Below are 21,489 nucleotides of genomic sequence, written 5' to 3' on the forward strand. Positions count from 1 at the left end.
ACGTGCCGGGGACGGGAATCGAACCCGCAGGTGAGACCGATTTAAACCGGCTGCGTCTGCCATTGCGCCACCCCGGCCGGACCGGACGGAAACCGATGGCCGTATTCACCGTCACCCGCACCACCGCCACATCCACCGGTCCCGCCGCCGAACCGCGACCCGCCCCAACGGTCCCGGTGCCGAAGCTCGGCACCGGGACCGTCTGCACCCCCCCGGACTCGGCGCCGGGACCAGTGCGGAGCGTCACGGCCCGCACCTAACGTCCACCCCGCACGGGGGCGCCGCCGCCCCGCGGCCCGCGTTCATGGCCGCGGGCGGGGGGCGGCGACGGCACGCACCGGCAGTCGCTACCAGCAAGGGCACCCCGACTCGCCCTCCTCACACGGCAGCTACGGAGCACGAATGAGCACCACCCGACAGAGACGGCGCCGATCACGACGCCTGTGGAACCTGGCAGCCGCGCCGGCGGTAGCCGCGCTGGCCATGCTGACCACCACCGCGGCCACCGCCTGCACGCCCACCACCGCCACCACCACCGTGTTCGCTACGCCGCCGGCCGGCAGCCCCGGCCACCTGGTCGGCATCGCGACCGACCGCGGCAGCGTATACGTGGGCACCCACCAGGCCGCCGACGGCAGCCCCAACCTCCCCAGCCACATCTACCGCTACAACCAGTCCGGGCGGCTGCTCCGGGACTACACCATCACCGGCCAAGCCACCACGGGGCAGGGCCTCACCAACATGGCGGTCGGCCGGACCGGGCTGCTCTACATCCTGGACCGCCACCCCGCCCGCATGATCACCCTGGACCCGGAGACCGGCGTCCAGCGGACCTACGCGACCTTCGCGGACGTGCCGTCCTGCGGCACGGCCGGAGCCCATCCGGGCAACTGCTCGGCTACGCAAGTCGATCTGCCTGCCTACCCCGACGACATCGCGGCCGGCCCCGACGGCGCCATCTACGTCACCGACATCTCGCAGGCGCTGGTGTGGCGGGTCCCGCCCGGCGGGGGTCCGGCGCACGTCTGGCTCACTGACAGCCGGCTGGAGTCCCTCTTCGGCCCCTGCGGGATCCGTCTTTCCGGTCCGCGCACCATCGTCCTCGCCCAGTGCAGCTACGGCCTGAGCGATCCCGCACAGATCCTCACCGCGTCCGGCCGCATCTACACCCTCCCCATCGAGCCGGACGGCTCGGCCGGAGCCCTGCGCCAGATCTGGCAGGGCAGGGCCGGTGAGGCATCGGACGGGATCGCCATCGGCCAGAGCGGCCGGATCTACGTCGCCCTCGCCGTCGGCAACGCACTGATGACCCTCTCGGCCGACGGCCGGGAGATCACCCGCACACCCGCCACCGCGGCGGACAACGCCAAGCTCACCGTGCCGTACGACAATCCGGCGAGCATCGCCATTCTCCCCGACGGCCGCGCCGTGATCACCAATCAGGCATTTCTCGGCGGCCCCGCCGGCGATCAGGTCGTGCTGCAAGCACGGGTCCCTGACCGGTCCGAACGGCTGTACCACCCGTAAACCACCCCTGAGACTGCCGTTTCCCGCCACCCCCCGGCGGGAAACGGCGCCACACTGACACACTTGCTGGGCCCGGCTTCCCTCTACGGGGCCCAGCGCTGAATCATCCGATCCAGCAGTGCTAACGCAGACAGCGAAGTCGGGCCCGGATGGTGAAACGCAGACACGGCGACTTTAAATGTCGCTGTCCCGCAAGGAGCGTGCCGGTTCGAATCCGGCTCCGGGCGCTTTTATCAGAAACGCCTACTGAACCTGCTCACAATGTTGTCAGCGGCGGGCGTAATCGAGAACAGGGCTTCTACTGATGTATTCCATTGAGGAAGCGCGCGCGGGCAGGGATCAGCTGCTGCGCGAGGCGGACCGGCAGCGCCTGATCACCTACGCGCGATCGGTCCAACGCCAGGAGCGCCGGGCCGCCCGCCGGGAGCGCAGGTCGGCGCTGGGGGTGCGGCCGTGGGTATGGCTGCGTGCCCGTGTGGCCGGCCTTCTCGGCACAACGCCCCCCGCGGGTTCCGCAGAGCCGGCCGGGCCGGGGCCGTCGACCGCCCCTTCCTCCTGCTCCCGTGCGTAGGACGGCACTCGCAGACCGCCCGCGCCGCCCGCCCATGGAGACCCCCGGTGCTGCCGTCCTCTTCCGCTGATCGCTCACGGACGCGAGCGATTGGAGCGAGCCTGGCCCTGCCAGTGGCCGCGATCCCGGCCGCAGGGCTGCTCCTGCGTGCCGGACAGCCGGATCTGCTCGGCCGGTCCGGGCATCTGCACACCCTCTCCGCGGTGCTGTCCGGCTCCGGGGGCGCGGTGCTGGACTTCCTTCCTCTGCTGCTGGCGGCGGGTATCGGCGTCGGTCTCCGGCGGGGACGCGATCCGGTCGGGCCCGTCCTGGCGTGCGTCGTGTGCTACCTGATGCTGTCCCGCGCCTGTTTGGCGGTGGTTCCGCTGCCGGCAGACCGGCCCGATGTTCCCTCACGGTGGCCCTACGGGGCACTCGCCGGAATCACGGCCGGTCTGCTCGCGGTCGCGGTGTGGCGGTGGGCGGAGCGGTGGGCCGGGCGCCACGACGGCCGCCGGATTCCGCCGTTCGCCGTCTACGGCGTGGTCGCCGCGGTGGCCACCGGAAGCGGATGGTTGCTCGGTCTGGCGTATCCGTCTGTCAATGGCGCTCTGACCTGGTTCGGGACTTCCGTCGTCGGTCACCCGGTGATCGGCGGGGCCGCTTTCGGCGTCATCAACCGTCTTCTGGTCCCTGCCGGACTCCATAGCGTGCCGAATACGGTCGTCTATTTCATGACCGGCACGTGTGCGCACGGGATCATCGGCGATATCCCGTGCTTCTTGAGCGGTGACCGGCATGCCGGGATTTTCCAGGGCGGACTTTACCCGGTCACGATGTTCGGGCTCCCGGCCGCAGCGCTGGCGATGTGGCGCTCTGCACCCCCGGGAGAACGGCAGGCGGTCGCCCAGATCCTGCTACCTGCCGCCGCAGTGAGTGCCGCTTTTGGCGTGACCGAACCCGTCGAATACTGCTTCATTTTCCTCTCGTTCAGACTGCTGGCCGCGCATGCCGCACTAACCGGGCTGAGTATGGCCATCGTCAACAGCATCGGAATACGCGACGGATTTGTTTTCAGCGCCGGTCTGACGGACTACGCACTGAATTTCCGGCTTGCGACCCGCCCGTTGCTGCTACTGCCCATCGGCGGCGCGTTCGCCGCGGTGTACTACGCCGTCTTCCGCGCGGCGATCACCCGGTTCGGCATCCCGACTCCCGGCCGCCAGACGCGCCCGGTTCCCCTCCCCCTGCTCACCGAGGAATCCGCGGATGACCGCCCACTTGCCCCCTGTCTTGGCCGGCTTCTACGGGCACGGGGCCGTTTTCCCCGTCGTCGTCCTCGGCGCCGCCGGGACGTGGTGGCAGCCGGTCCTGACGGGCCTGCCCGACAACAACCCCGGCACGGTGCTCGCCCTGCGCTGGTCCGGCCCCGACACGGAGGAGCCGGCCGCCCCCGCCCTGCTCACCACAGCGGCGGCCCGCGCACCCGAACTGCCCGCCAACGGGCCGCAGATCGCACGGTACGCACAGACCCTGCCCGCCCACATACGCCTGGTCACGCTCACCCAGGACGTCCTCATCGGCCGCTGGGACCAGCGTCCCGGCCAGGGCGCCGCGAACATCAACCGGCCCTGAACCGCGCCCCGAACCGTCGCTGGAAGGACTTCTCTTCATGACACGGCCTGTGTTCACCACCGCCGTCACCGTCATCACACCGACCCGCCTCGCGGCTACCCGCCTGCCCTTCCTCCGCGAGCTGTACTCCAGCCTCCTCGTCCAGGCCCCGACCGCCTGGCAGTGGGTGCTCGCCCTTGACGGCGCCGACCCGGGCAGGGTGCCCGCCGAAATCGCGGACGCCCCCCGTGTCCTGGTTCTCGCCTTGCCGGCGGTCGGCGCCGCCGCCGCGCGCAACCTGGCGCTGAACGAGTCGACCGGGGTCTACTGCGCGTTCTGCGACGACGACGTGCTGCCCGCCGACTCCCTGGCCCGGCGCTACCGGCGTGCACAGGAGACGGGCCACGGGTGGATCGCAGGCCGGTCCGCGGACCTCCTCCCGGACGGGTCAACCCGGCTGGAGCCGGCTCTCCCGCCCGGCGTCTACCAGCCCGGCGACGTGTGGGCAGCGTGGACATCGCCGGAGACCAGCCGGCCGCCGGTCGGGCACACCACGCTGCTGGTCCGCACCGAGCTGGCCCGCGCCGCCGGCGGGCAGGGCGGCCTGACCACCGGCGAGGACTACCTGTACTGCCTCCAGGTTACCGGGCGCAGCCCCGGGGAGATCATTCCCGAGATCTGCTACCTGGTCCGCCGGCACCCCGGGCAGATGACCGCCGCCAGCGGATACGACGACGGCCCGCTGGAGCAGAGGGGCCGGCGGTTCGCCTGGCTTCACGGGCGGGCGCTGTACTCGTCCACCCGCACCGGCGAGGACGACCTGCTCACCGGCCGCCAGCTCACGCTGATACCGGGCCAGCGGCCGGACCGTACGCAGGCGGACGCGACGACGTGCGGGCGGGCACAGTGACCGCTTCCTCATACACTCCCGCGCTGCTGTCGCAGCTCAGCAGTCTGGTCCGGCTCGGACCGGTGACCCTGATAGCCGGACGGCACGGCGGCCGGTGCCGCTGCCTGCTCGGCCCCCGGTGCAACCTGCCGGGGGAGCACACGATGGCGGCGCGGTACTGGACGACCGCCAGCAGGTCTCCTGCGGACATCGCGGCGCAGTTCACGCGGTATGCGCCCTGCGGCCTGGGCGTGATCCTGCCGTCGCACAATGCGGTTCTCCAGGTGCCGGGCGCGCTCCAGGCTGATCTGGCGGACTACCTGGACGATCGGGGGCTGGCCCCTCCGACGGTCCACGGGCCGGAGCGCTCATGGGTGTGGCTGACGGTGCCCTCCGGCCTGCTCCGCCGCTACCGCACGACCCTGCCCCCTGCGCGGGTGATCGCCGCGATCGGTCCCGGGGGCTGGGTGCCGGTACCTCCCACCACGCTGGGAACAGACGCGGCGCCGCTCATCTGGAGACACTCGCCCACCGGTCACCCCCTGACACCGGAGCGCGGAATGGCGCTTGTGCAGCACCTGGGCGAGCGTCTTCGGGACCTCGCCTGACTCATTCCCTTCCTCCCACCTGCTACACGGGGACGCACCATGCGAGCGCACCGACCGACACTGCTGACCATGCCCGCCGTGCTGGAGTATCTGCGCGCCCACCGCGCCGGTGTCGACGTCCCCCCCGAGTATCTGGCCAACCTCGGGGAGAGGGACCGGCTGCGTGCGCTGTCGGCCTGTGGCCTGAGCCAGAGTCTCGTCGCCACCATGGCCGGGGTCGACGTGCGCACCTACGGGGATTTCGAGCGCAGGGGCCTGTCGTCGCCCGGGGTGGTGCGGTCGGTGGCCGGCATCCTGGGGGCCAGCTGCGCGCAGCAGGTGGCGATGTGGCGGTGGATCCGCCGCGCTGTGCCGCCCGACCTTCGGCCCTCCGCCGACATCGACCCCGAACTCGCCGACCAGCTCACCGGCGCCGAGCGCTCGCCCGCGGTGTGGCTGACGCCGGAGTGGGACGTCCTGGGCGCCAACCAGCCGGCGTCTCAGCACCTGGGACCGCTCGCCCGCCTCGGCGCCAACTGGGCGACCGCGATCCTCGGACCCGGTGGTGAGGCGCGGGACATGATGGCCGACTGGTCCACGTGCGCGCGGTGGATGGTCGCAGCCCTGCGCATGGCCACCGTGGACCCCGATCACTCCGCCCGGACCGCCGAGGTGGCGCTCGAGGTGCGGCAGCACCGACCGACCGCGGACCTGTGGGACACGTGCGCGGAGATGCTCGACGGGCCGGACGGGATGATCCTGCGGGCGCGGCTGCCCGGCCTGTCGTCCCGCCCGGTCGATCTGCGGCTGTCCACCCTGTCCCGCGGGGACGTCCGCCTGGTGGTGCTCCGGCCGATCGTGACCGTCGGGGCAGCGGAGGCGGTTTCAGCCGCGCAGGTCGACCAGCATCGGCGGCGCTGTCTCGCCCGTGACGGCGGTGACCGAGAGGACGGCGTGCCCGGCCGGCACCGCAGCGAGGTCGGACGATGACCAGCGGTCGCGCTCGACCCGGCGGACGGTGACGGCCTGGGTGGTGACCGCCTCCCCGGTGAGCAGCCGGCGGATACCGCGCGCTAGCCGCCTAGTGGCGCCGCCGGACTGGTCGGGGGTGCGGGTGACGTCGGAGTCCTCCACCCACGCGGTCCCCCACGCCCGTGCGAACTGCCGGCCGTCCCACGTCGAGATCCCGGCCAGCGCGATCCGGCAGCCCGCCGCGCCGAGCAGCGGGCCGCGCAGGTCTTCGGGCACGTCGTCCAGACCGCGCAGTGCCATCACAACGCCGGCGTGCGCGGGCCGCAGCCGCTGCAGCGCCTGCACGGATTCGGCGGTGACGGTGTGAGTGGCGTCATCCAGGACCAGGCCGGCGAACAGCGATCGGTCCGCCCGTGCAGTGGCCGCCACGGTGAACTGCGCGAGCAGTAGCCGAGTCAGGATCCGGGACGCTTCGGTGTGCCCGTCCTGGGGCAGGTCGACCCGCACCCGTACCGGCTGTTCCAGGGTCAGCGCGAACGGCCGGGACCGGCCGGTGGAGTCGAAGAACCCGGCGAGGGCTGGCCGGTCCAGCAGCGCGACCCGGTCCGCCAGCAGCGCCCCGACATCCCCCGCGCGCCCCGCCTGCCGGCTGCGGGCGTCCAGCTCGCGCGCCCAGCCCGGCTCCGCCGCCTCGTCCAGCTGCTCCCGCAGCGTCGTCACGGCCGCAGCGTCGCCGTCCAGCAGCGCGCGCAGCTCGGCGACGGAGGGGAACCGGCCGCGGGCCGCCCGGAACGGGCCGAGCACCTGGGCGAGCGCACCCACCGCCCGCCGCAGGTCGGCCCGCTCCCCCTCGGACCCGTCCAGCAGCGCGGCGGACAGCAGCGCCGCCGCGGCGTCCGGGTCCGACGTGCCGCCGTACAGGTCAAGGCCGTACGCCGAGTCCGGGTCACCGGCCGTGATCACCACGTCGAACGACCCGTCAGGCCCCAGTCCGGCGCCCCGCGTGCCGACCGCTACCACCACGGCGGCGCCGGTCAGGGCTTGCAGGCACAGCGACTCCACGACCGGCCGCACGATGTACCAGGTCTTGCCCGATCCGGACGGCCCGACCGCCACCACCGACGTCCCCAGCACCGCCGGCTCCACCGCCGCGCCCACGCCCCGGAACCGGGGCGCGTTGCGCGGGTCGTCCACGACGGTGCCCAGGCGGACTTGGCCGGTCATCAGGTCGTGCCGGGCGACGCGGGCCTGCAGGCCGCGGGCGCCGGACGGGTGCGGACACGCCGCCGCCCCCCGCTGCACCACCGCCTGGACGAACGCGTCCGCCACGGCAGGGCCCGCCGCCGCGGCGGCCGACCACGCCCGGGTCAGCCGGGCGTGGTCGACATCGCTCATCCGCCCGGCCGCCAGGTCGGCCGCGAGCCGGTCGGCCGCCGTGTGCCGGCCGGCCGCCCGCAACTGCGGCCACTCCGCCGGGTCCGCCGGGGTCGCAGCCGGATCGGCGGCTGGTTGCGCAGGGCGCGGGAACGCGCGGCGCAGCGCGGGGAGCACGTAGCGGCGGCCGGCCTCCGGCCAGTGACCGGCCCGCCCGAACACGATGGCGAGCAGCACCCACCACAGCCCGGTGTAGATGTCCTGCGCGACGATGAACCGGTGCACCTGGGCCAGGGTCCACCGGTGGCCCGAGTTCGGGGCGAGGCCGGTCCAGACCAGCGGGCGGACCCACAGCCAGTACAGGTAGTCGCGGGCGGCCGAGTTCGTCAGCCACATCCCGACCAGCGCGCCCGCGGCCGTGCCGACCAGCCGGCGGTCGGGGATGCGATCCGGGTCGGCCGGCGGGCGCGGGGTGTGCCCGAAAGCGTAGATCCCGGGTCCGTCCGGGCGCCGCGGAGTGAGCAGCCACGCCTCCAACGCCGCGCCGCGCCCGGCCGACACGGCGGGGGGAGCCGTCGGCATGGGCGGCACGGCCGCCGGCTGGTCGGCACAGCCGCTGGACGAGGTGCCGACTTGGTCTTTTTGGTTCACGGCTCCTCACCCCCGGGTGTGCCGCGTCGAGAGGGCCGACCCGGCCGGGCTCGCCGTGTCCCGGCGTCGGCCTGGCCGTCGCGGCTGTCGCAAGCGGTGCCGGTGCGAGGCTTGGTCAGCCGCTGGACGGACAGGTCGGCGCCGTCCTGCTCACGCTCGATCCCGATGGCGGTGAATCCCTCAGCCGCCGCTGCCTCCAGAGTGGAGCCCGTCCCGGCGAAAGGGTCGACGATCACTCCACCGGGCGGCGTGACGAGCCGGACCAGCCAGCACATCAGTGAGAGCGGTTTCACCGTGGGCCATGCGGTCCCGTCGGCGAGCCGCGGGCGCTCAGCGGACGGGGCTTTCGCCTGGTAACGGAAGGTGGGGAAGAACCGGGACGCGCCGCCCTCGTCCCGGTGCTTTGCGTATGGCACGCGGGACTTGATCTCGCCGTAGGTGTCGGTGAAGCGAGGGCTCGGCTCGTTGCCTGAGACATCTCCGCCTGCTCGCCGGACCCCGCTCTGCCGGTCCATCTCCGAAACCGGGCACCCGGGCACGCACCCGTCGGCGCAGGCGTCTCCGATGACCTGCCCGTCGGCGTCGACCGACGGCTGGTGTGCGAGCAGGACGTTCGTCGGCCAGCGCCCGGCTGCGTGCGCGGAGTCTTCCCGGGCGCCGGTCCGCACTCCGCCGGTGTCGCCGTTGCAAGGGCTGGCGATGCCCACCACGGAGGCGCACTTGTCGCGGTAGTCCTGTCCGGCCGGGGTTCGGCAGGCGTCGACGTTGAGTGCGCCGGTGCCGTACTGGAGGACGTTGGCTGCAACGGTTCCGGCGAGGGGCTTGCGGGCGACGATGATCGGCTCCGACGCTGGCTTGAGCGCGGTGCCCCAGCCTTCCCAGCGGGCAGCGTCGGCGCTGCTGGGTGTCCAAGTTCGTTTTCCTGCGTCCATGGCCGATCCTGCACCGTGGTCGTAGTTGACGCGGCCGCGCCCGGACGGGGTGTAGTCTCGGCCGCCGCCGGACTCAATCGCCTTGGCCACGTTCAGGGACTTCGGGAAGCCACTGTTGCCGGTGATGAACACCCGGCCGTTGCGGCGGGCGACGAAGGCTCCCGTCGGGACGCGAACGCACCAGACCTCGCCGGTGTAGTCCTCCCACGTGTCACGTAGATGCCTCGCTTGAAGCTCGGTCGTCGCCGTGTCGCGGAGGTACACGGCGCCGCCGGGGCGGTTGCTACGCATCCCGACCTTGCCCGCCTTGCCAATCAAGGCGAGGAGGGTCTGTAGCCACACCAGGTCGTCCTCGTGCTTCTGGTAGAACTGCCAGGCGCCGCGGTCCCCGTTCCGGCTGCGCTGCTGGGACTCGTCGCCGAGGAGCGCAGCGTTAAGGAGCGCCCGCTTCTCCAGTCCGGTCATCTGCCACAGCAGTTCGTAAGTGGGCCGCTTCGCAGGCAGGTCGCGACGTACCGACTTAGCGAGGTCTCCGGTGAAGAACCAAGTGGTCTCCGTGTAGGCGCGCCCCTTGTACTGGCGCTCTCGGTCGTATCGCTTGTGTGCGCCGAGGCGGTCCATGAGGGTGGCTATCTCGGCAACCTTGTCCGAGTTGACGCTGGACTGGGTGATGCGCACGCCGGTACCGGACGGGTCGAACCCGCCCTCGGTCCACACCCAGCCGAGAAGCGCGGCGTAGTCCGTGCCGCCGATGCCGGGGCCGTCGTGTTCGCCGGCCAGCGGCAGGACGACGGAGTTCCAGCTGCTGAGGGTTCCGGCCTCGGCTACCTTCCAGGTGTCCTCGTACCAGACCTTCCGGACGCCGTCGGTCATGCGGCGCTGACGAGGCCGATGGTAGACGCGGTGGTTGGGTGTCAGGACCTGATCCGTGTCGGCGTTGCGCAGGACCCGCATCGGCCCATCCCACGGGGCGCGGTAGGCATGTTCGACGGCGGCCAGACTGATTGTCCCGGTTGTGTGGTCCCACTGAGCTACGCGCTCGCCGACCTGAACATCGATGCCGCGCTTCCAGCCGTGTTCGGTCAGGATCTCGGCGTCGTCGGTGAGGCAGCCGTAGTTCCAGGTGATCATGTCGCGGATCTCGAACCCGGCGAGGCGGATGGACAGGCCCATCAAGTCGGCCGTGCGGGGCGCGGAGAACGCCACCAGGTGACCTCCGGGTTTGAGGACGCGCAGGCACTCCTCCCACACGGCCGGGGGCGGCACGAACGCGTCCCAGTCCCTGCCCAGAAAGCCCCGGCCGCTCGGCGTGTACGCCCGGTCGCCCGCCAGCCACGCGGCCAGCACCTCCGCGATGACCGTGGGATGGTGGCCGGCGAGCCCGTACGGCGGGTCGCAGATCACCGCGTCCACGCTCGCGTCGGGCAGCGTCTGGAGGACATCGAGACAATCCCCCAGGTAGAGGCAGACCGAACCGTTTTCGAAGTAGGGGGCCCGACCGTCCCGGCGGGTGCCGTCCAGGGGGCGTCCGGGCAGCGGCAGCTCGGACTCCACCTCGTACAGCTCGGGCGGTTGTTCCAAGCGCTCGACGGTGTTATGGGCGCAGTCGGCGGCGGGGCGCTCGCAGTCGCAAGCCACGGGGTTCTCCGTTCGGTGGCGCTGGTCGGGAAGGCGGTGGGTGGGTGCCGGGAGCGGGAGTCGAACCCGCAGGTGGGCCGCTTTTAGGGCGGGAGCGTTTGCCGTTTCGCCATCCCGGCGGGGTGCCTACCTGGGCTAGGTGGCGAGGTCGGGCAGGTCGGTGATGGGCTGTGGCGGGGGCTCGAAGGGCGGTTCGGGGAGGTCGGCTGGCTCGGCGTCGGCGGCGTGGTGGAAGCGGCTGCCGGCCTGGCAGCCGGGGTCGGCGCACCAGTGGATGCCGAGGAAATCCACGCCGCCGTAGGCGAGCAGCGCGGCGACGGCAAGACCGCGGGCGAGCGCGTTGAAGACCTCGGTGGTCTCGCCGCGGCGGCCGTGGAACTGAAGGATGTCGCCCTTGCTGCCGACGATGGCGGCGGATTGGGTACTGATGGCCATCAGCGTGTCGGTGGTGTGGCAGCGCAGTTCCTGAATGTGCAGGGGCACGGTGAGGCGCAGGGTCTCCTGGAGGACCATCTGCTGGGCGCTGATGGCCGCGGTTTCGGACGGGCGGGTCATGCTGTCGCCGTCTTTCTGGCGCGGCGCGCGGCGTCGCGGGCCACATCGCAGGTCCGGCAGATTCGGGACCGCGGGCGTCCGGGCCGGCGGATCGTGTTCTCCGGCGTGTACTCGTGGCCCTGCGGGCAGTGGGTGGGGACACCTTGCGCCCTGGAGCCGATGCGCCGGTCGGTGCCCTTGATGGCAGGTGCGGTCTCGGGTGCGTACCAGTGGGCACGGAAGCGGCGGCGGGCGTTGCTCATGCGGACGGTCATTGCCGTGTATTTGATGCCGAGAGAATCGGCGGCCTTCTGGTAGTCGTCGAGGGCCGCCAGTGCGACGACGGCCTCCCGCAAATGCTCCGGAAGGGTGGCGAGGATTTCGTGGACGGCGATTCGCTCGGTGACGCCTTCGTCAGCCGCGTGGGTGGCCCCGCGGGTCCAGTAGGCGACGAAGCGCGGCGCGGAGGCGACTTCGCCGGAGCGGTCGGTGGAGTCGACTCCGTACAGGCGCCGGACGGCCTTCACATCGTGGTAGATGGCCTGCCAGCCGGCACGCGTCAGGTCGTGCCGCGTTGGTGGTTCCGGGGCGGCACAGAGTGTTTCGGCGATCGCCGACCAGGCGGTGTCGTAGCGGGTCGTGATGTCGGAGGAGAGGGTGCGGTCTGCCGCGCAGGCGGCACGGGCCATGCGGTCGATGTCGCGGAGGGTGTAGCCGTACCGGATTTCGTCCGGGCCGGCCGTGGGCTGCGCGGTCCTCTCCTCCTCGAGTGCGGCCTCGGCGAGGGCAAGATCCGCGACGTGCGCGGTGCCTCGGTGCGCCGTGCCCTCCATTCCGTCGAGCCGAATGGCGAGGCCGTTGCCGCCCAGCAGCCCTCGCACGTGCCGGTGGACGGCCTGGGCGAGTTTGTCAGGTTCGGCGGTGATGTGGCGGACGGTGGTCTCGCCGGCGGTGTGGATGGTGAGCTGGTAGTCCACGAGGGGTTCCTTCCTGTCTGGTCGGTGAAGTCCCGGGTCAGTTGAGTGGCCGACGTGCCAGCCGCCGCAGGGCGCCGCGCGCGGCTTGCGGCGTCGGCTCGCTGGCCCTGCGCTGGGGAGCGGGTTCATGACAGGGCCCTGCGGATGTCGGCGAGGCGGTAGGCGGTCGGCCGCCCGGCCACGCCGTCCAGGCGGGTCGTCGGGACGGTGAGGCCGGCCTCGTGAAGGCGGGTCCTGATGGCACGGCCGATCGCTGCCGAGCGGGTCGTATGGCCGGTCCACCGGCCCCATGTGGCCGGGTCGGCGGCCTCCAGGCGGTCGGCGAGCTGCGCGACGGTCAGCACCTCCGGGTCGCCTTCCCCGGCGAAGATTTCCAGGAGCAGTTTGGCGATGGCGGGGATGTCGGCCTGCACTTCGGCGGCGCCGTCGAAGACCGGCAGGCCCGCGGCGACCCGCTCGGCGGCACGGGCCGCCGCGACGGCCGCACTGATAGGCGGCACGTACCGCAGCACCGGCCCGCGGTGCCGGGGGGTGATGCAGTAGAACCGCCCGGCGTCGGCCGGCTCCCAGTCGCCGGGGCTGGGAACGAGCAGGTGCGGCAGCCATCCCCGGGAGACGGCGTCGGCCTGGCCGACGACCAGCGGGACATCGGCCTGGCGGCACGGCAGCATGATCCGCACACCGAACACGTCGGCGACCGCGTCGCCGAGTACGTCGGCCGTGGCGTCCTGGGTGCACACCACCAGCGTGACCCGGGCCTTGCGGCCGATCCGCAGCAAGGAAAGCGCCAGCTGCTTGCCCTGCTTGGACAGGCGCGGCCACTCGTCTACGAAAGCGATGACGGCCGGGCTGACGGGGGTGACCAGCCAGTTGTCCTCGGTCGGTCCCAGCGCGGCGATCCGATCCTCGGCTGTGGCCAGCAGGTGCTCGAGGAGCGCCTCGGCGTCCTTGGGGGTGAGTGCGCGGCGGGCGGCGCAGGGCCCCAGCGGACCGAGTCCGCGGCCGGTCGGGTCGATGTCGACGGCGACCGCGTCGGTGCAGGCGGTGACGTAGTCGGCCATCGTCCGCACCATGGTGGATTTGCCGCCGCCGGTGTCGGAGACGATCAGCGCGTGCTGGCCGGCCAGCACGACCGGTGTCGCTTCGCCGTCAATCGAGATGCCGAGGCTGACCGCGTCCGTGATCGAGCAGGACAGCGGCGGGCGCACCGGGGCCGGCGGCGGCTGGCTGAAAGGGTCGCCGGTGAGGACTCGCAGGGCGATGGCCGCGCCGTCCTCGGTGTCGGTGCGCTGGGCGAGCAGCCGGTTCTCGCCGACCCGCAGCGTCGTCGCCATCCGCGGCAGGATCTTGATCAGGTCTCCGAGGGTCCCGCCGGACAGCACCACCGGCACCGTCCACCCCCAGTCGGTCTCGGCCGGCACCGCGACGTCGGCAATTTGGGCGCGTTCCTTGCGCAGGGCGAGGGTGACGGCCTCGCGGGCCCGCCTCGGGTCCCGGCCGGCCTCGCGGATCGGGAAAGGCTCCTGTTCCGGGGGCGCCTCCAGTTCGGTGTGCGCGGGCGCCGAGGCGGGCACGAAGAGCAGCTTGGGGACCGGCGGCCGGCGGTGCGTCGGCCGCCGCCCCTGCGCCCACACCAACGTCAGCGCGAACACGCTGGCCATCGCCGTGAGCAGCAGTGCGAAGGGCACCGACACCCACCACACACCCACCCACGCCGCGGGCAGCCCCAGCAGCCAGCCGGCGGCGAGAAGATGCCGGCGGGAGCGCACCTGGCCCCGGCCGACTGCCAGCATGCCCAGCGTGACTTCTAGGTGCTTGAACTCCTCGCTGTTCATGCGCATTTGGAGCTGGGCCCACTGCATCATCCGGTGGGAGATCATCGGCGACGCGCCGCCCCCGCCGCCGTAGCCCCGGCCGCGCTGCTGCCGCTGCATCTGCATGCGCTGCATCTGCATGGCCGCGGCCGACTTCTGTTGGTCTTTCAGCAGGCCGATGTTCTGTTGGACCTCGGCCGCGGCCCGCTGGCGGAGCGACCGCCACAGGCGGTACTGGTCGTTGAGGACGCGGTGTGCGATGTGTGTGTCGGTCAGGTCGTCCGTGCGCCACCAGCGGCCCCACTCGGCCCGCAGGTGGCGCACTCCGGCGGACAGGGTGCCGGTTCCGGTAGTCATGTGTGTCGCCCGCTCAGACCTGGGAGATCAGCAGGTCGCCGATGGTGGTGCCGGAGGTGCGGATCAGGCCGAGGGACAGCCCGATCAGGCCCGCGGAGGTCCCCAGCCATACCCCGCACAGCGCTCCCCGGAGCACCGGGCTTTTCAGATCAGGGCGCCCGGATTTGAAGAGCCCGAGGTAGAGCGCGAGCAGGCACAGCCCGGCGACCACACCGGACACCCCGACCTGCTCTCCGCCGGTCAGCGGCCGGTGCCCGCCGGCGGCAACGGTCGTGCCGGTGCCCGACTCCAGCGCGTACCGGCCTATCCCGTCCCCCAGCGCCGCCGTCGTACCGCCCATCGCGCCCAGGATGCCGCCGCCCAGGAACAGAAGCGTGGCCATGGCCAGCCCGGCGAAGAAGTGGACTTTCGGGGTGGGGTCCCCGCCCCGCCACCGCCCGATTTGGTAGAAAAGGACGGTCAGGCCGAGGACGACCGCGCCGATCCCACCGGCAGCGGCTCCCGTTGTGTTCATGATCAGACTCCTGTCAGCCAGTTGATGACGGCACGCCACGTCAGACGGCCGGCGGCTACGACGAAGGACCACCCGGCTACGGCCACGGCCAGGCGCAGCACGTAGCCCAGGTACGGGAAGGCCCACGCCTGCCGGAGCAGGGCGGCCACCCCGCGGACGGCCGCCGAGACGAGACCGCCCCCCAGGGGCAGCACCATCAGCACGGCCAGCGCCAGCGCTGGCAGCAGCACCCATCCCAGCGGTGCGAGCAGGCCCCCGCGTGCGACGTAGCGGGCCATGCGGTCGGCCGGGCTCTGCCCGCCCCACGTCACCAGCAGCGACAGCACCAGCGCCGGGACGGTCAGCCCCAGCCGCAACCACCGCAGGTCCAGGCCCCGCTGCTGCCCGACCGCGTACGGATCGGGCAGCTGGTCCAGGCGGGCGCCGACGACGTCCCCGATCTGCGCGCCGATCTCGTACGCAGCCTGAAGGCCCCCTCGGCCGTGCACAGTCCAGACGTCCTGCAGCTCGTCCCGCACGCCCACCCAGGCGTTCTGCAGCTCGTCCCGCACATCCGCCCCCCGCCACCACTCCCGCCCCGGTGCCCCGTCGTCCGCCGGCGCCGCGGGCGGCAGCGGATGCTTCACGCGGGGCGGCTCGGACGGCATAGGGGGCATGGGCGGCATAGGGGGCGCCGCGGGCGGCAGCGGTTGCTCCTCTTGCGGCGGCTCGGACGGCATGGGCGGCGCCACGGGCGGCAGCGGCTCCTTCGCGGCCGGCAGCGGCTTCTCTGCTCGCGGCGGCTCGGACGGCACCGCGGGGGGCAACGGCTCCTTCGCAGGCGGCAGAGGATGCTTCACAGGTGCCGCGGGGGGCAACGGCTCCTTGGCAGGCGGCAGCGGTTGCTTCACGGACGGCGCCGCGGGCCTTGTGCCCGCCGCCGGCGAGGGCGACGCCTCGGGCACGGCCTCGTCGGCCGACTCGGCTGGCAGCCCCTCATTTTCCTGCAGCATTTCACCCACTCGACTTTCCGAGAATGCGCACAGAGAGAGGCGCAAAAGAAAACGCACGGCATCCCATTTCCAGGGGCGTTTCCCTCACAGAATGCCGATCCCGTGGTCACATTTCGACCGCCAAAATTTTGCATACGTTACATGCCATAACGGACAATCTTCCAGTCTGCGCAGGTCAGGATATAGAGGTGGGCACTTCCGGAATCGGTATCCCCTCTCCCGTGGCGCCTGGATCGGCACGACGGTGAAGGCTGACACCAGCCCGATTCCCCGCAACGGGCGACGCGGCCCCACCGGGACGCGGTCGCGGTAGCTGGCTGTAATCAATTCCGATCCGGCGGATAAGGGGTACTCGAATGAGCATGAAGATTCGCCTGGCGACGCTGGCCGTGGCGGCCGGCGTGGCGCTGGGCGGCGCCGTAGGGCTGGGCGCGGAAACCGCTTCAGCCGCCCCGCAGCTCGCGGTCCCGGCCTACGTGCCGTGGATATCCGGCACGGCCACGCCGGCAGTCCAGGGGCTGCGAATCCGGTCCGGGCCGGGCACCGGGTACATCACCCGTGGCCTGCTCTACCGGGGCGACCGCATGAAGGTCACCCAGCAGGTCACCCGGGGCTCGGCCGGCAGCTGGTTCTACGTGACGCTCACCCGGCGCAGCGCATCCGGACTCCGCAGCGGATTCAGCGGATGGGTCTACGCGTCCTATCTCCGTAAGGCATGACAGCGCAGGCGGCCCGCCGCTTCCTGCCCGCCCCGACCCCCAGGACACCCCCATGTGCCCCACCTCCGCCGCACCGCTCACGCTGACCATCCGGGTCGACGTCCGGTACACCGTCACCGATCGCTGGCTGCTGCTGGCGTCAGCCCAGGCCCTGGCCATGAGTAGGGGCATCCCCCTGCCCGTGGACGCCCCCGGTGCAATCCGCACGCTGCTCATGCTCACCGACCCAGTCGAGCTGCAGCGGTGCCCGGAGGACGTCGGCCTCACGGTGGTGGAAGGCGGCCTGACCGCTACCTACTACCCCGCCCACGCCGATCCCGGCAGGGGCACGGCCGTACTGGAACTGGCACCTCAGGTGCAGGCACAGCGGAATTAGCGCACGCCTGTACATCACAGACGGGGCGGACACCCGACGCCCGCCCCGGCTGGGCCCGCCCGTCCGCGGGCCCAGCCCCCCCAAGCGCCGACCGGACCGCACCCCTCCGGCGGCGTCGGCAGGGCCCAGGCAGGTGAGGGCACGGGCTCTGCACCCGGACCCCTCACGGCGAGGTCCGGCCGCCGGGCGCGGGTCAGCTCCAGGCCCGCGCCCGGCACTGCCACGGCGCCCGCCGTTCGCGGTCCGAGCCGGGCTCTGCCCGCCGGATCCGGTTTCGATGCCGGGAACCGCCGGCCGGATGCGCCGCCGTCACGGGGCCGGCCATCGGCAGGTACCTCCACGCGGAGACCCCGGCCCGCCACACCATCCCGTACCAGGCAACGGAGCAAATCGTGGACATCCCGAGGCACGTGGGTGCGGCCCGAGTGGTCACCGCAGCCGCCCTTTCCGCTGTGCTGGCCGGCGCCGCGGGTTGCGGAGCCGGCCAGCACAGCCCGCGCCCGCACCCGGACGACACGACCGGCGCGACCCGCACCAGCACGCCGATCCCGCCCCCGACCCCGGCCCCGAGCCCGAAAGCTCCGCTGACCCGAGCCCAGGCGCTCGCAGCGATCACGCGATACGTCAAGCTCAATAATCAGGCGAATGGTGTTGCACTCTCCGGAGACACGAAGAAAGCAAAGGTGCTCAACGCGGAAATCGAAACCGACGCACTCCAGAAACAGGGCATCTCGGAATACGACCAGCTGAAGGTGATGACCGCCAAGGGCAAGGAAATCATCAAGATGTTCTATTACACCGACAGCAGCGTCTACATCCCCCGGGAATACCCCGCCGGGCAGACGCCTTATTTCTATGCCGTCACTCACCAGGGCAAGTATTTGACGCTGCTGGTGTTTGTGAAAAGTTGGCGGCGGGATCTGGAAACTCGCGGCGGCTGCGTGGACGGACCAGGCGCCCCCGGCCGTCATGATGGACCGCCAGGGGAGCGCCATAGCCGTGGACCCCGAGGCCAGCGGGCTGGCCATGCGGCCCGCTCTGCTCTCCGAGTCGGTCCAGGACAACTACACCACCGGCGGAAAACTGGACGGAAAGAGCCTGGCGGCAGCCAAGGACACCAAATACGACCGGGCGTGGACGGCGAGGTAAGACACTGGAGCCCGCCGGACACGTGAATGTGATCTCCGGCGGAGACCCCTACGGGACGACCTACGCCCTGCGGACGGTGGATGGCGGGGCACTGGTCGTCAGCACCCGGAAATTCGACGCGAATTTCGCCGGACAGCCCACCGCCCAGGGAATGGGATACATCAGCATCCCCCCGCATGATTACGCCCGCGCATGGGTCCACCACGACAGCACGCAGGTCCTCACCGACACATTCACGTGTGTCGATGTGGGCGCACCCCTGGGCCGTCCAGGGCACCGCAGGAGAGCACCCGATGACGATGACCGCCGCCGCCCGGATCACCGACTGGGCCAGCGTCCACCCCGCCCCGATGATCGCCGCCGTCTCGGCCCTGGCGGTCGCCGCCAGCGCCGTGATCGTCCGCTGCCGCACCCTCGGCCGGACCGGACGCCGCGCCTTCAGCGCGGGGACGCTCGCCGCCGCTGTCGCCTTCGTTATTTGCACATCGGTGTCGCTGAACACGTCGTTCCGTTTCACCGTCGATGGCCTCGGCATGACCGGCACCCCCGAACGGCTGCTGTCCTGCGCCGCGTTCGAGGCCCTGATCGCCATGTGCGTGCTGGGCGCCCGCGAGCGGATGGACGGCGACGCCAAGAGCCCGGGGTGGTACGGGAGCGCGGTGTGGGCGTTCGCAGCCCTGTCCTCCGTGCCGGCCTGGCACGAAGGCGGGGGATTCAGCACCGGCACGGTGGTCCGGATCATCGTCGGCTCCTTCGGGTCCGCCCTGGCCGCACACTCCGCCCTCGGCTTGGAGCTGCGGCACCGCACCGGCGACGAGTCGCAGTCACCCATGGCCCAGGTCGCCCGCGACCTCCGCGAGCGCCTGATGGCCCGCCTCGGCCTGGCCCACCGCAACCGCACCGCCCAGCAGATCGCGCGGGACCGGGCCCTGTCCAGGGCCGTGGACCTGGCCGACCGGCACAGCCGACTGTCCGACAAGGACAAGACCGGTGCCAGGGGCGCCAAGCTCGCCAAGGAGTTGGCCCGCGCCCTGGACCGTGCCGGGTGCGCCGAGGACGAGGCGCAGCTCGGGCTGTTCCGCGCCCGGGTGGCACTGCGCAGGTACGCCACCGACCTGGAGATCACCCCGGCCGAGTCGCCGTGGCACAGGGGTGGCCGACACGCGGAGGCCCCGGCAGACCAGGAGGAGGACGGCGCCGCGGACCGGACCGGCACACTCCTCCCGGGGGTGGGACAGCCCCGTGCCGCCGCCCGTATGCCGCAGCAGCACGGGCACCGGGCCGAGGAGGAGGCCGAGGCACAGCCCTCCAGTCCGCCCCGCGACCTGCGGAGCTACCCCACCAAACGGGCTGCTCTCGAAGCCCTGTTCGCGGTCCGGATCACCGGGGCGGATCCGCGGACCACGAACGCCATCGCGGAGGAGCTGCTGGCCGAACTCGCAGCGGCCGGCATCCCGCTGGACCGGGGCGCCGCCAACCGGTACGTAGCCGAGCTGAGGACCACCCGCACGCCGCTGGCGTCTTCGTCACCGGCCTGACGACGAGCTGCGCGACCGGCGCGCTCCTGGTGCTCGCCGTGACCGCATCAGGTTCCGGCCGCGTAGTCTGGTGGGGCACTGATTCCAGGAGGGTCGCATGTCCGCTGAACTTTTCGACCACGCGCCGGGGCCGATCGAGCGGCCCCGTACAGTCGGCGCAATCCGCCGGGCACTCCCGCCGGAGCTGCGCCCCCGCTTCCAGGATGCCCTCGACACAGCAGCCCCCGAGGATCTCTTCTCGCTCGTTGCCCAGTGGGGTGCCGTCGCCCAGACGGCTACCGACGCGGGCGCAGACGCGGCGGCCGACGCCGTCCGGGCCGGCACGGCGAACACGTACGAGATCGGCGAAGTGCTCCCTGCACTGGGGGGCCTGCTGTGAGCCTGAGCCGCTATCGGGTGGTGTTCACCGACGCCGCCCGCGCGGCCCTGCGCGACCTGGACGGCGCGGAGCGGCTGGCGAACATCGCCCCCGGCGCACTCTCGCGCGAGGGGCTGCGCGCGCTGCTCGCCGACACCGCCCTGGGCACGTTCCTGGAGGATCTGGAGTCGCTGGCCGGCGACCCGTACGGCGGGCCGACCCTGGCGCGCACAGCCGGAGCAGAGGACGACCGTACGGGTCTCCTCGGCGCGCTGGCAGTCACCTACATGGTGTCGCCCGTCACCGAGCCCCCGGTGATCACGGTCACCCGCATCCGGCCCCCCAAGGGGTAGCCGACTACCGGCGCTCCGCACGGCGGCCCCCCCGGGGAGATCTCTTCATCATCAGACCGAGGAGCGAGGCCATGATCACCGGCCCCGGGTTCCTCGCCGCTTGGCCGCCGGGATGGCGGTGTGCCGGCGATCCCGGCGGCCGGGGCGGGGGTGTTCAGCGGCGACCGGCCGGGGGAGGGATCACCTCGTAGACGGGCAGTTCGCTGCCGGCGGCGGCGAGGACCTGGGGGTGTCCGTCCAGGAAGACCACTCGGCCCCCTCCCACTCCCCCGCCACTGGCCCGCAGGTCGGTGATGAGCCACGCTTCGCCGTCCAGGTGGACCCTTCCCCAGGTGCTCCCCGGACCGTCCCGCCCTGCCGGGCTCGTAGCCGACGGCAAGGCGGGAAGTTCTCACGGTGGGGGTCCGAATCTCGGGGGCGGACCCCCACCGCCTCGGGACTCGACCGGCATTCCGGGCACTTCAGCAGGTGCCCCCGGGAGTCCCGAGCCCGCTAGCGCGCGCTGTCCGGATCTGCGGCGGCGCAGCGGGAGTTTCCTGGCCCGGTGCGGACCGGGGCGGCTCGGCCGCATCCGCGATTTCGGCCCACACGCGCTTGCCCCAGGGCAGGGGATCGGTCCCCCAGGTGGCGGACACGGACGCGATGAGCAGCAGGCCGCGGCCCCCCTCGTCGACCGGTCCCGTCTCCCGTACAGCGGGCCTGATGTGCGACCGGTCCACCACCGCGACCCGGACCCGGAGGGGTCCGACCCGGGTGACCGTGACCAGGATGAGACGGCCGTGGCGGGCGTGCGCGACGGCGTTGCCGACCAGCTCCGAGACGACGAGGGCCGAGGTCTCCGCGAGCTGGGGGAGGCCCCACGTGCTGAGCGCCGCGGCGACCAGGCGCCGGGCGGCGGAGGCCGATGCCGGATCGCGGCGCATCGGCAGGCGGAAGGCAGGGCGGCCGAGCAGTGCATCTTCGATCGCAGTGGACATGGGCACCTCTTGCCGTGGGCGTAGGCGGCTGCGGGGGCGCGGCGGGTACTCGCGTTGCAATTGCGCCCTGGACCAGGGTGCATCTTCACTCACCCAA

General features: G+C 72.1%; 19 protein-coding genes, 3 tRNA genes and 1 pseudogene. 13 read left to right on the forward strand and 10 right to left on the reverse strand.

Annotation, left to right across the window (positions count from 1 at the left end; translation table 11 throughout):
• Positions 1 to 3: 3 nt before the first annotated feature.
• Positions 4 to 77, reverse strand: a tRNA-OTHER gene (locus RLT57_RS30765).
• Positions 78 to 402: 325 nt separating this feature from the next.
• On the opposite strand from RLT57_RS30765, the gene RLT57_RS30770 reads away from it, so the two are divergent.
• The 7 genes and pseudogenes from RLT57_RS30770 (at position 403) to RLT57_RS30795 (ending at position 6,157) form a co-directional block, all read left to right on the forward strand.
• On the forward strand, positions 403 to 1,527 hold the full coding sequence (locus tag RLT57_RS30770) for an SMP-30/gluconolactonase/LRE family protein (protein ID WP_311300947.1): 1,125 nt from the start codon (positions 403 to 405) through the stop codon (positions 1,525 to 1,527).
• Between the two features lie 143 nt (positions 1,528 to 1,670).
• A tRNA-Leu gene (locus RLT57_RS30775) sits at positions 1,671 to 1,754 on the forward strand.
• Between the two features lie 232 nt (positions 1,755 to 1,986).
• Positions 1,987 to 3,090 (forward strand): annotated as a pseudogene (locus RLT57_RS33640) (PTS transporter subunit EIIC); the annotation flags it as partial.
• 256 nt (positions 3,091 to 3,346) lie between these two features.
• Positions 3,347 to 3,712, forward strand: coding sequence for a hypothetical protein (locus tag RLT57_RS30780; protein WP_311300948.1), 366 nt, complete (start codon positions 3,347 to 3,349; stop codon positions 3,710 to 3,712).
• A 37-nt stretch (positions 3,713 to 3,749) separates the two neighbouring features.
• Complete coding sequence (locus tag RLT57_RS30785) at positions 3,750 to 4,601, forward strand: glycosyltransferase family A protein (RefSeq protein ID WP_311300949.1); 852 nt, start codon at positions 3,750 to 3,752, stop codon at positions 4,599 to 4,601.
• Positions 4,598 to 5,188 carry a hypothetical protein gene (locus RLT57_RS30790; RefSeq protein ID WP_311300950.1) on the forward strand — a complete coding sequence of 197 codons (591 nt, stop codon included), beginning with the start codon at positions 4,598 to 4,600 and terminating at the stop codon, positions 5,186 to 5,188. The genes RLT57_RS30785 and RLT57_RS30790 overlap by 4 nt, the downstream gene beginning before the upstream one ends.
• Positions 5,189 to 5,257: 69 nt before the next feature.
• Positions 5,258 to 6,157, forward strand: coding sequence for a hypothetical protein (locus RLT57_RS30795; protein WP_311300951.1), 900 nt, complete (start codon positions 5,258 to 5,260; stop codon positions 6,155 to 6,157).
• Here RLT57_RS30795 and RLT57_RS30800 read toward each other — a convergent pair.
• The 8 genes from RLT57_RS30800 to RLT57_RS30835 all read right to left on the reverse strand — a co-directional run bounded on the left by RLT57_RS30800 (position 6,053) and on the right by RLT57_RS30835 (position 15,556).
• Positions 6,053 to 8,164 (reverse strand): ATP-binding protein, encoded by a 2,112-nt coding sequence (locus RLT57_RS30800; protein ID WP_311300952.1) that lies wholly within the window; start codon positions 8,162 to 8,164, stop codon positions 6,053 to 6,055. The two genes, RLT57_RS30795 and RLT57_RS30800, sit on opposite strands and share 105 nt — an antisense overlap.
• A complete protein-coding gene (locus tag RLT57_RS30805) occupies positions 8,161 to 10,734 on the reverse strand; it encodes a DNA methyltransferase (RefSeq protein WP_311300953.1) in 2,574 nt (857 codons plus the stop codon). The genes RLT57_RS30800 and RLT57_RS30805 overlap by 4 nt, the downstream gene beginning before the upstream one ends.
• A 45-nt stretch (positions 10,735 to 10,779) precedes the next feature.
• Positions 10,780 to 10,853 (reverse strand) — tRNA-Leu (locus RLT57_RS30810).
• 16 nt (positions 10,854 to 10,869) lie between these two features.
• Positions 10,870 to 11,289, reverse strand: coding sequence for a hypothetical protein (locus RLT57_RS30815; RefSeq protein ID WP_311300954.1), 420 nt, complete (start codon positions 11,287 to 11,289; stop codon positions 10,870 to 10,872).
• Entirely contained in the window at positions 11,286 to 12,245 is a 960-nt protein-coding gene (locus tag RLT57_RS30820) for a hypothetical protein (protein WP_311300955.1), read from the reverse strand. The genes RLT57_RS30815 and RLT57_RS30820 overlap by 4 nt, the downstream gene beginning before the upstream one ends.
• Positions 12,246 to 12,370: 125 nt before the next feature.
• On the reverse strand, positions 12,371 to 14,416 hold the full coding sequence (locus RLT57_RS30825) for a hypothetical protein (protein ID WP_311300956.1): 2,046 nt from the start codon (positions 14,414 to 14,416) through the stop codon (positions 12,371 to 12,373).
• Between the two features lie 13 nt (positions 14,417 to 14,429).
• Positions 14,430 to 14,930 (reverse strand): hypothetical protein, encoded by a 501-nt coding sequence (locus RLT57_RS30830; protein ID WP_311300957.1) that lies wholly within the window; start codon positions 14,928 to 14,930, stop codon positions 14,430 to 14,432.
• Between the two features lie 2 nt (positions 14,931 to 14,932).
• Entirely contained in the window at positions 14,933 to 15,556 is a 624-nt protein-coding gene (locus tag RLT57_RS30835) for a hypothetical protein (RefSeq protein WP_311300958.1), read from the reverse strand.
• A 722-nt stretch (positions 15,557 to 16,278) separates the two neighbouring features.
• On the opposite strand from RLT57_RS30835, the gene RLT57_RS30840 reads away from it, so the two are divergent.
• The 6 genes from RLT57_RS30840 to RLT57_RS30865 all read left to right on the forward strand — a co-directional run bounded on the left by RLT57_RS30840 (position 16,279) and on the right by RLT57_RS30865 (position 20,415).
• Positions 16,279 to 16,641, forward strand: coding sequence for an SH3 domain-containing protein (locus tag RLT57_RS30840; RefSeq protein WP_311300959.1), 363 nt, complete (start codon positions 16,279 to 16,281; stop codon positions 16,639 to 16,641).
• A gap of 52 nt (positions 16,642 to 16,693) precedes the next feature.
• Positions 16,694 to 17,017: a hypothetical protein gene (locus tag RLT57_RS30845; protein ID WP_311300960.1), complete on the forward strand. Its 324-nt coding sequence runs from the start codon at positions 16,694 to 16,696 to the stop codon at positions 17,015 to 17,017.
• A 392-nt stretch (positions 17,018 to 17,409) separates the two neighbouring features.
• Positions 17,410 to 18,192 carry a hypothetical protein gene (locus RLT57_RS30850; protein ID WP_311300961.1) on the forward strand — a complete coding sequence of 261 codons (783 nt, stop codon included), beginning with the start codon at positions 17,410 to 17,412 and terminating at the stop codon, positions 18,190 to 18,192.
• Between the two features lie 267 nt (positions 18,193 to 18,459).
• Positions 18,460 to 19,704 (forward strand): hypothetical protein, encoded by a 1,245-nt coding sequence (locus RLT57_RS30855; protein ID WP_311300962.1) that lies wholly within the window; start codon positions 18,460 to 18,462, stop codon positions 19,702 to 19,704.
• A 97-nt stretch (positions 19,705 to 19,801) separates the two neighbouring features.
• A complete protein-coding gene (locus RLT57_RS30860) occupies positions 19,802 to 20,083 on the forward strand; it encodes a hypothetical protein (RefSeq protein ID WP_311300963.1) in 282 nt (93 codons plus the stop codon).
• Entirely contained in the window at positions 20,080 to 20,415 is a 336-nt protein-coding gene (locus RLT57_RS30865) for a hypothetical protein (RefSeq protein ID WP_311300964.1), read from the forward strand. The genes RLT57_RS30860 and RLT57_RS30865 overlap by 4 nt, the downstream gene beginning before the upstream one ends.
• 461 nt (positions 20,416 to 20,876) lie before the next feature.
• On the opposite strand, the gene RLT57_RS30870 is transcribed toward RLT57_RS30865, so the two are convergent.
• Positions 20,877 to 21,392: an ATP-binding protein gene (locus RLT57_RS30870; RefSeq protein ID WP_311300965.1), complete on the reverse strand. Its 516-nt coding sequence runs from the start codon at positions 21,390 to 21,392 to the stop codon at positions 20,877 to 20,879.
• Between the last annotated feature and the right edge of the window lie 97 nt (positions 21,393 to 21,489).

Source organism: Streptomyces sp. ITFR-21 (assembly GCF_031844685.1).
Classification (GTDB): Bacteria; Actinomycetota; Actinomycetes; order Streptomycetales; family Streptomycetaceae; genus Actinacidiphila.

Bases quoted from the DNA above. Each gene is read 5' to 3' on its own strand.
- RLT57_RS30825 (WP_311300956.1), bottom strand. From the start codon at position 14,416: ATGACTACCGGAACCGGCACCCTGTCCGCCGGAGTGCGCCACCTGCGG.
- RLT57_RS30840 (WP_311300959.1), top strand. From the start codon at position 16,279: ATGAGCATGAAGATTCGCCTGGCGACGCTGGCCGTGGCGGCCGGCGTG.
- RLT57_RS30780 (WP_311300948.1), top strand. From the start codon at position 3,347: ATGACCGCCCACTTGCCCCCTGTCTTGGCCGGCTTCTACGGGCACGGG.
- RLT57_RS30815 (WP_311300954.1), bottom strand. From the start codon at position 11,289: ATGACCCGCCCGTCCGAAACCGCGGCCATCAGCGCCCAGCAGATGGTC.
- RLT57_RS30770 (WP_311300947.1), top strand. From the start codon at position 403: ATGAGCACCACCCGACAGAGACGGCGCCGATCACGACGCCTGTGGAAC.
- RLT57_RS30795 (WP_311300951.1), top strand. From the start codon at position 5,258: ATGCCCGCCGTGCTGGAGTATCTGCGCGCCCACCGCGCCGGTGTCGAC.
- RLT57_RS30845 (WP_311300960.1), top strand. From the start codon at position 16,694: ATGTGCCCCACCTCCGCCGCACCGCTCACGCTGACCATCCGGGTCGAC.
- RLT57_RS30785 (WP_311300949.1), top strand. From the start codon at position 3,750: ATGACACGGCCTGTGTTCACCACCGCCGTCACCGTCATCACACCGACC.
- RLT57_RS30870 (WP_311300965.1), bottom strand. From the start codon at position 21,392: ATGTCCACTGCGATCGAAGATGCACTGCTCGGCCGCCCTGCCTTCCGC.
- RLT57_RS30830 (WP_311300957.1), bottom strand. From the start codon at position 14,930: ATGAACACAACGGGAGCCGCTGCCGGTGGGATCGGCGCGGTCGTCCTC.
- RLT57_RS30855 (WP_311300962.1), top strand. From the start codon at position 18,460: ATGACGATGACCGCCGCCGCCCGGATCACCGACTGGGCCAGCGTCCAC.
- RLT57_RS30860 (WP_311300963.1), top strand. From the start codon at position 19,802: ATGTCCGCTGAACTTTTCGACCACGCGCCGGGGCCGATCGAGCGGCCC.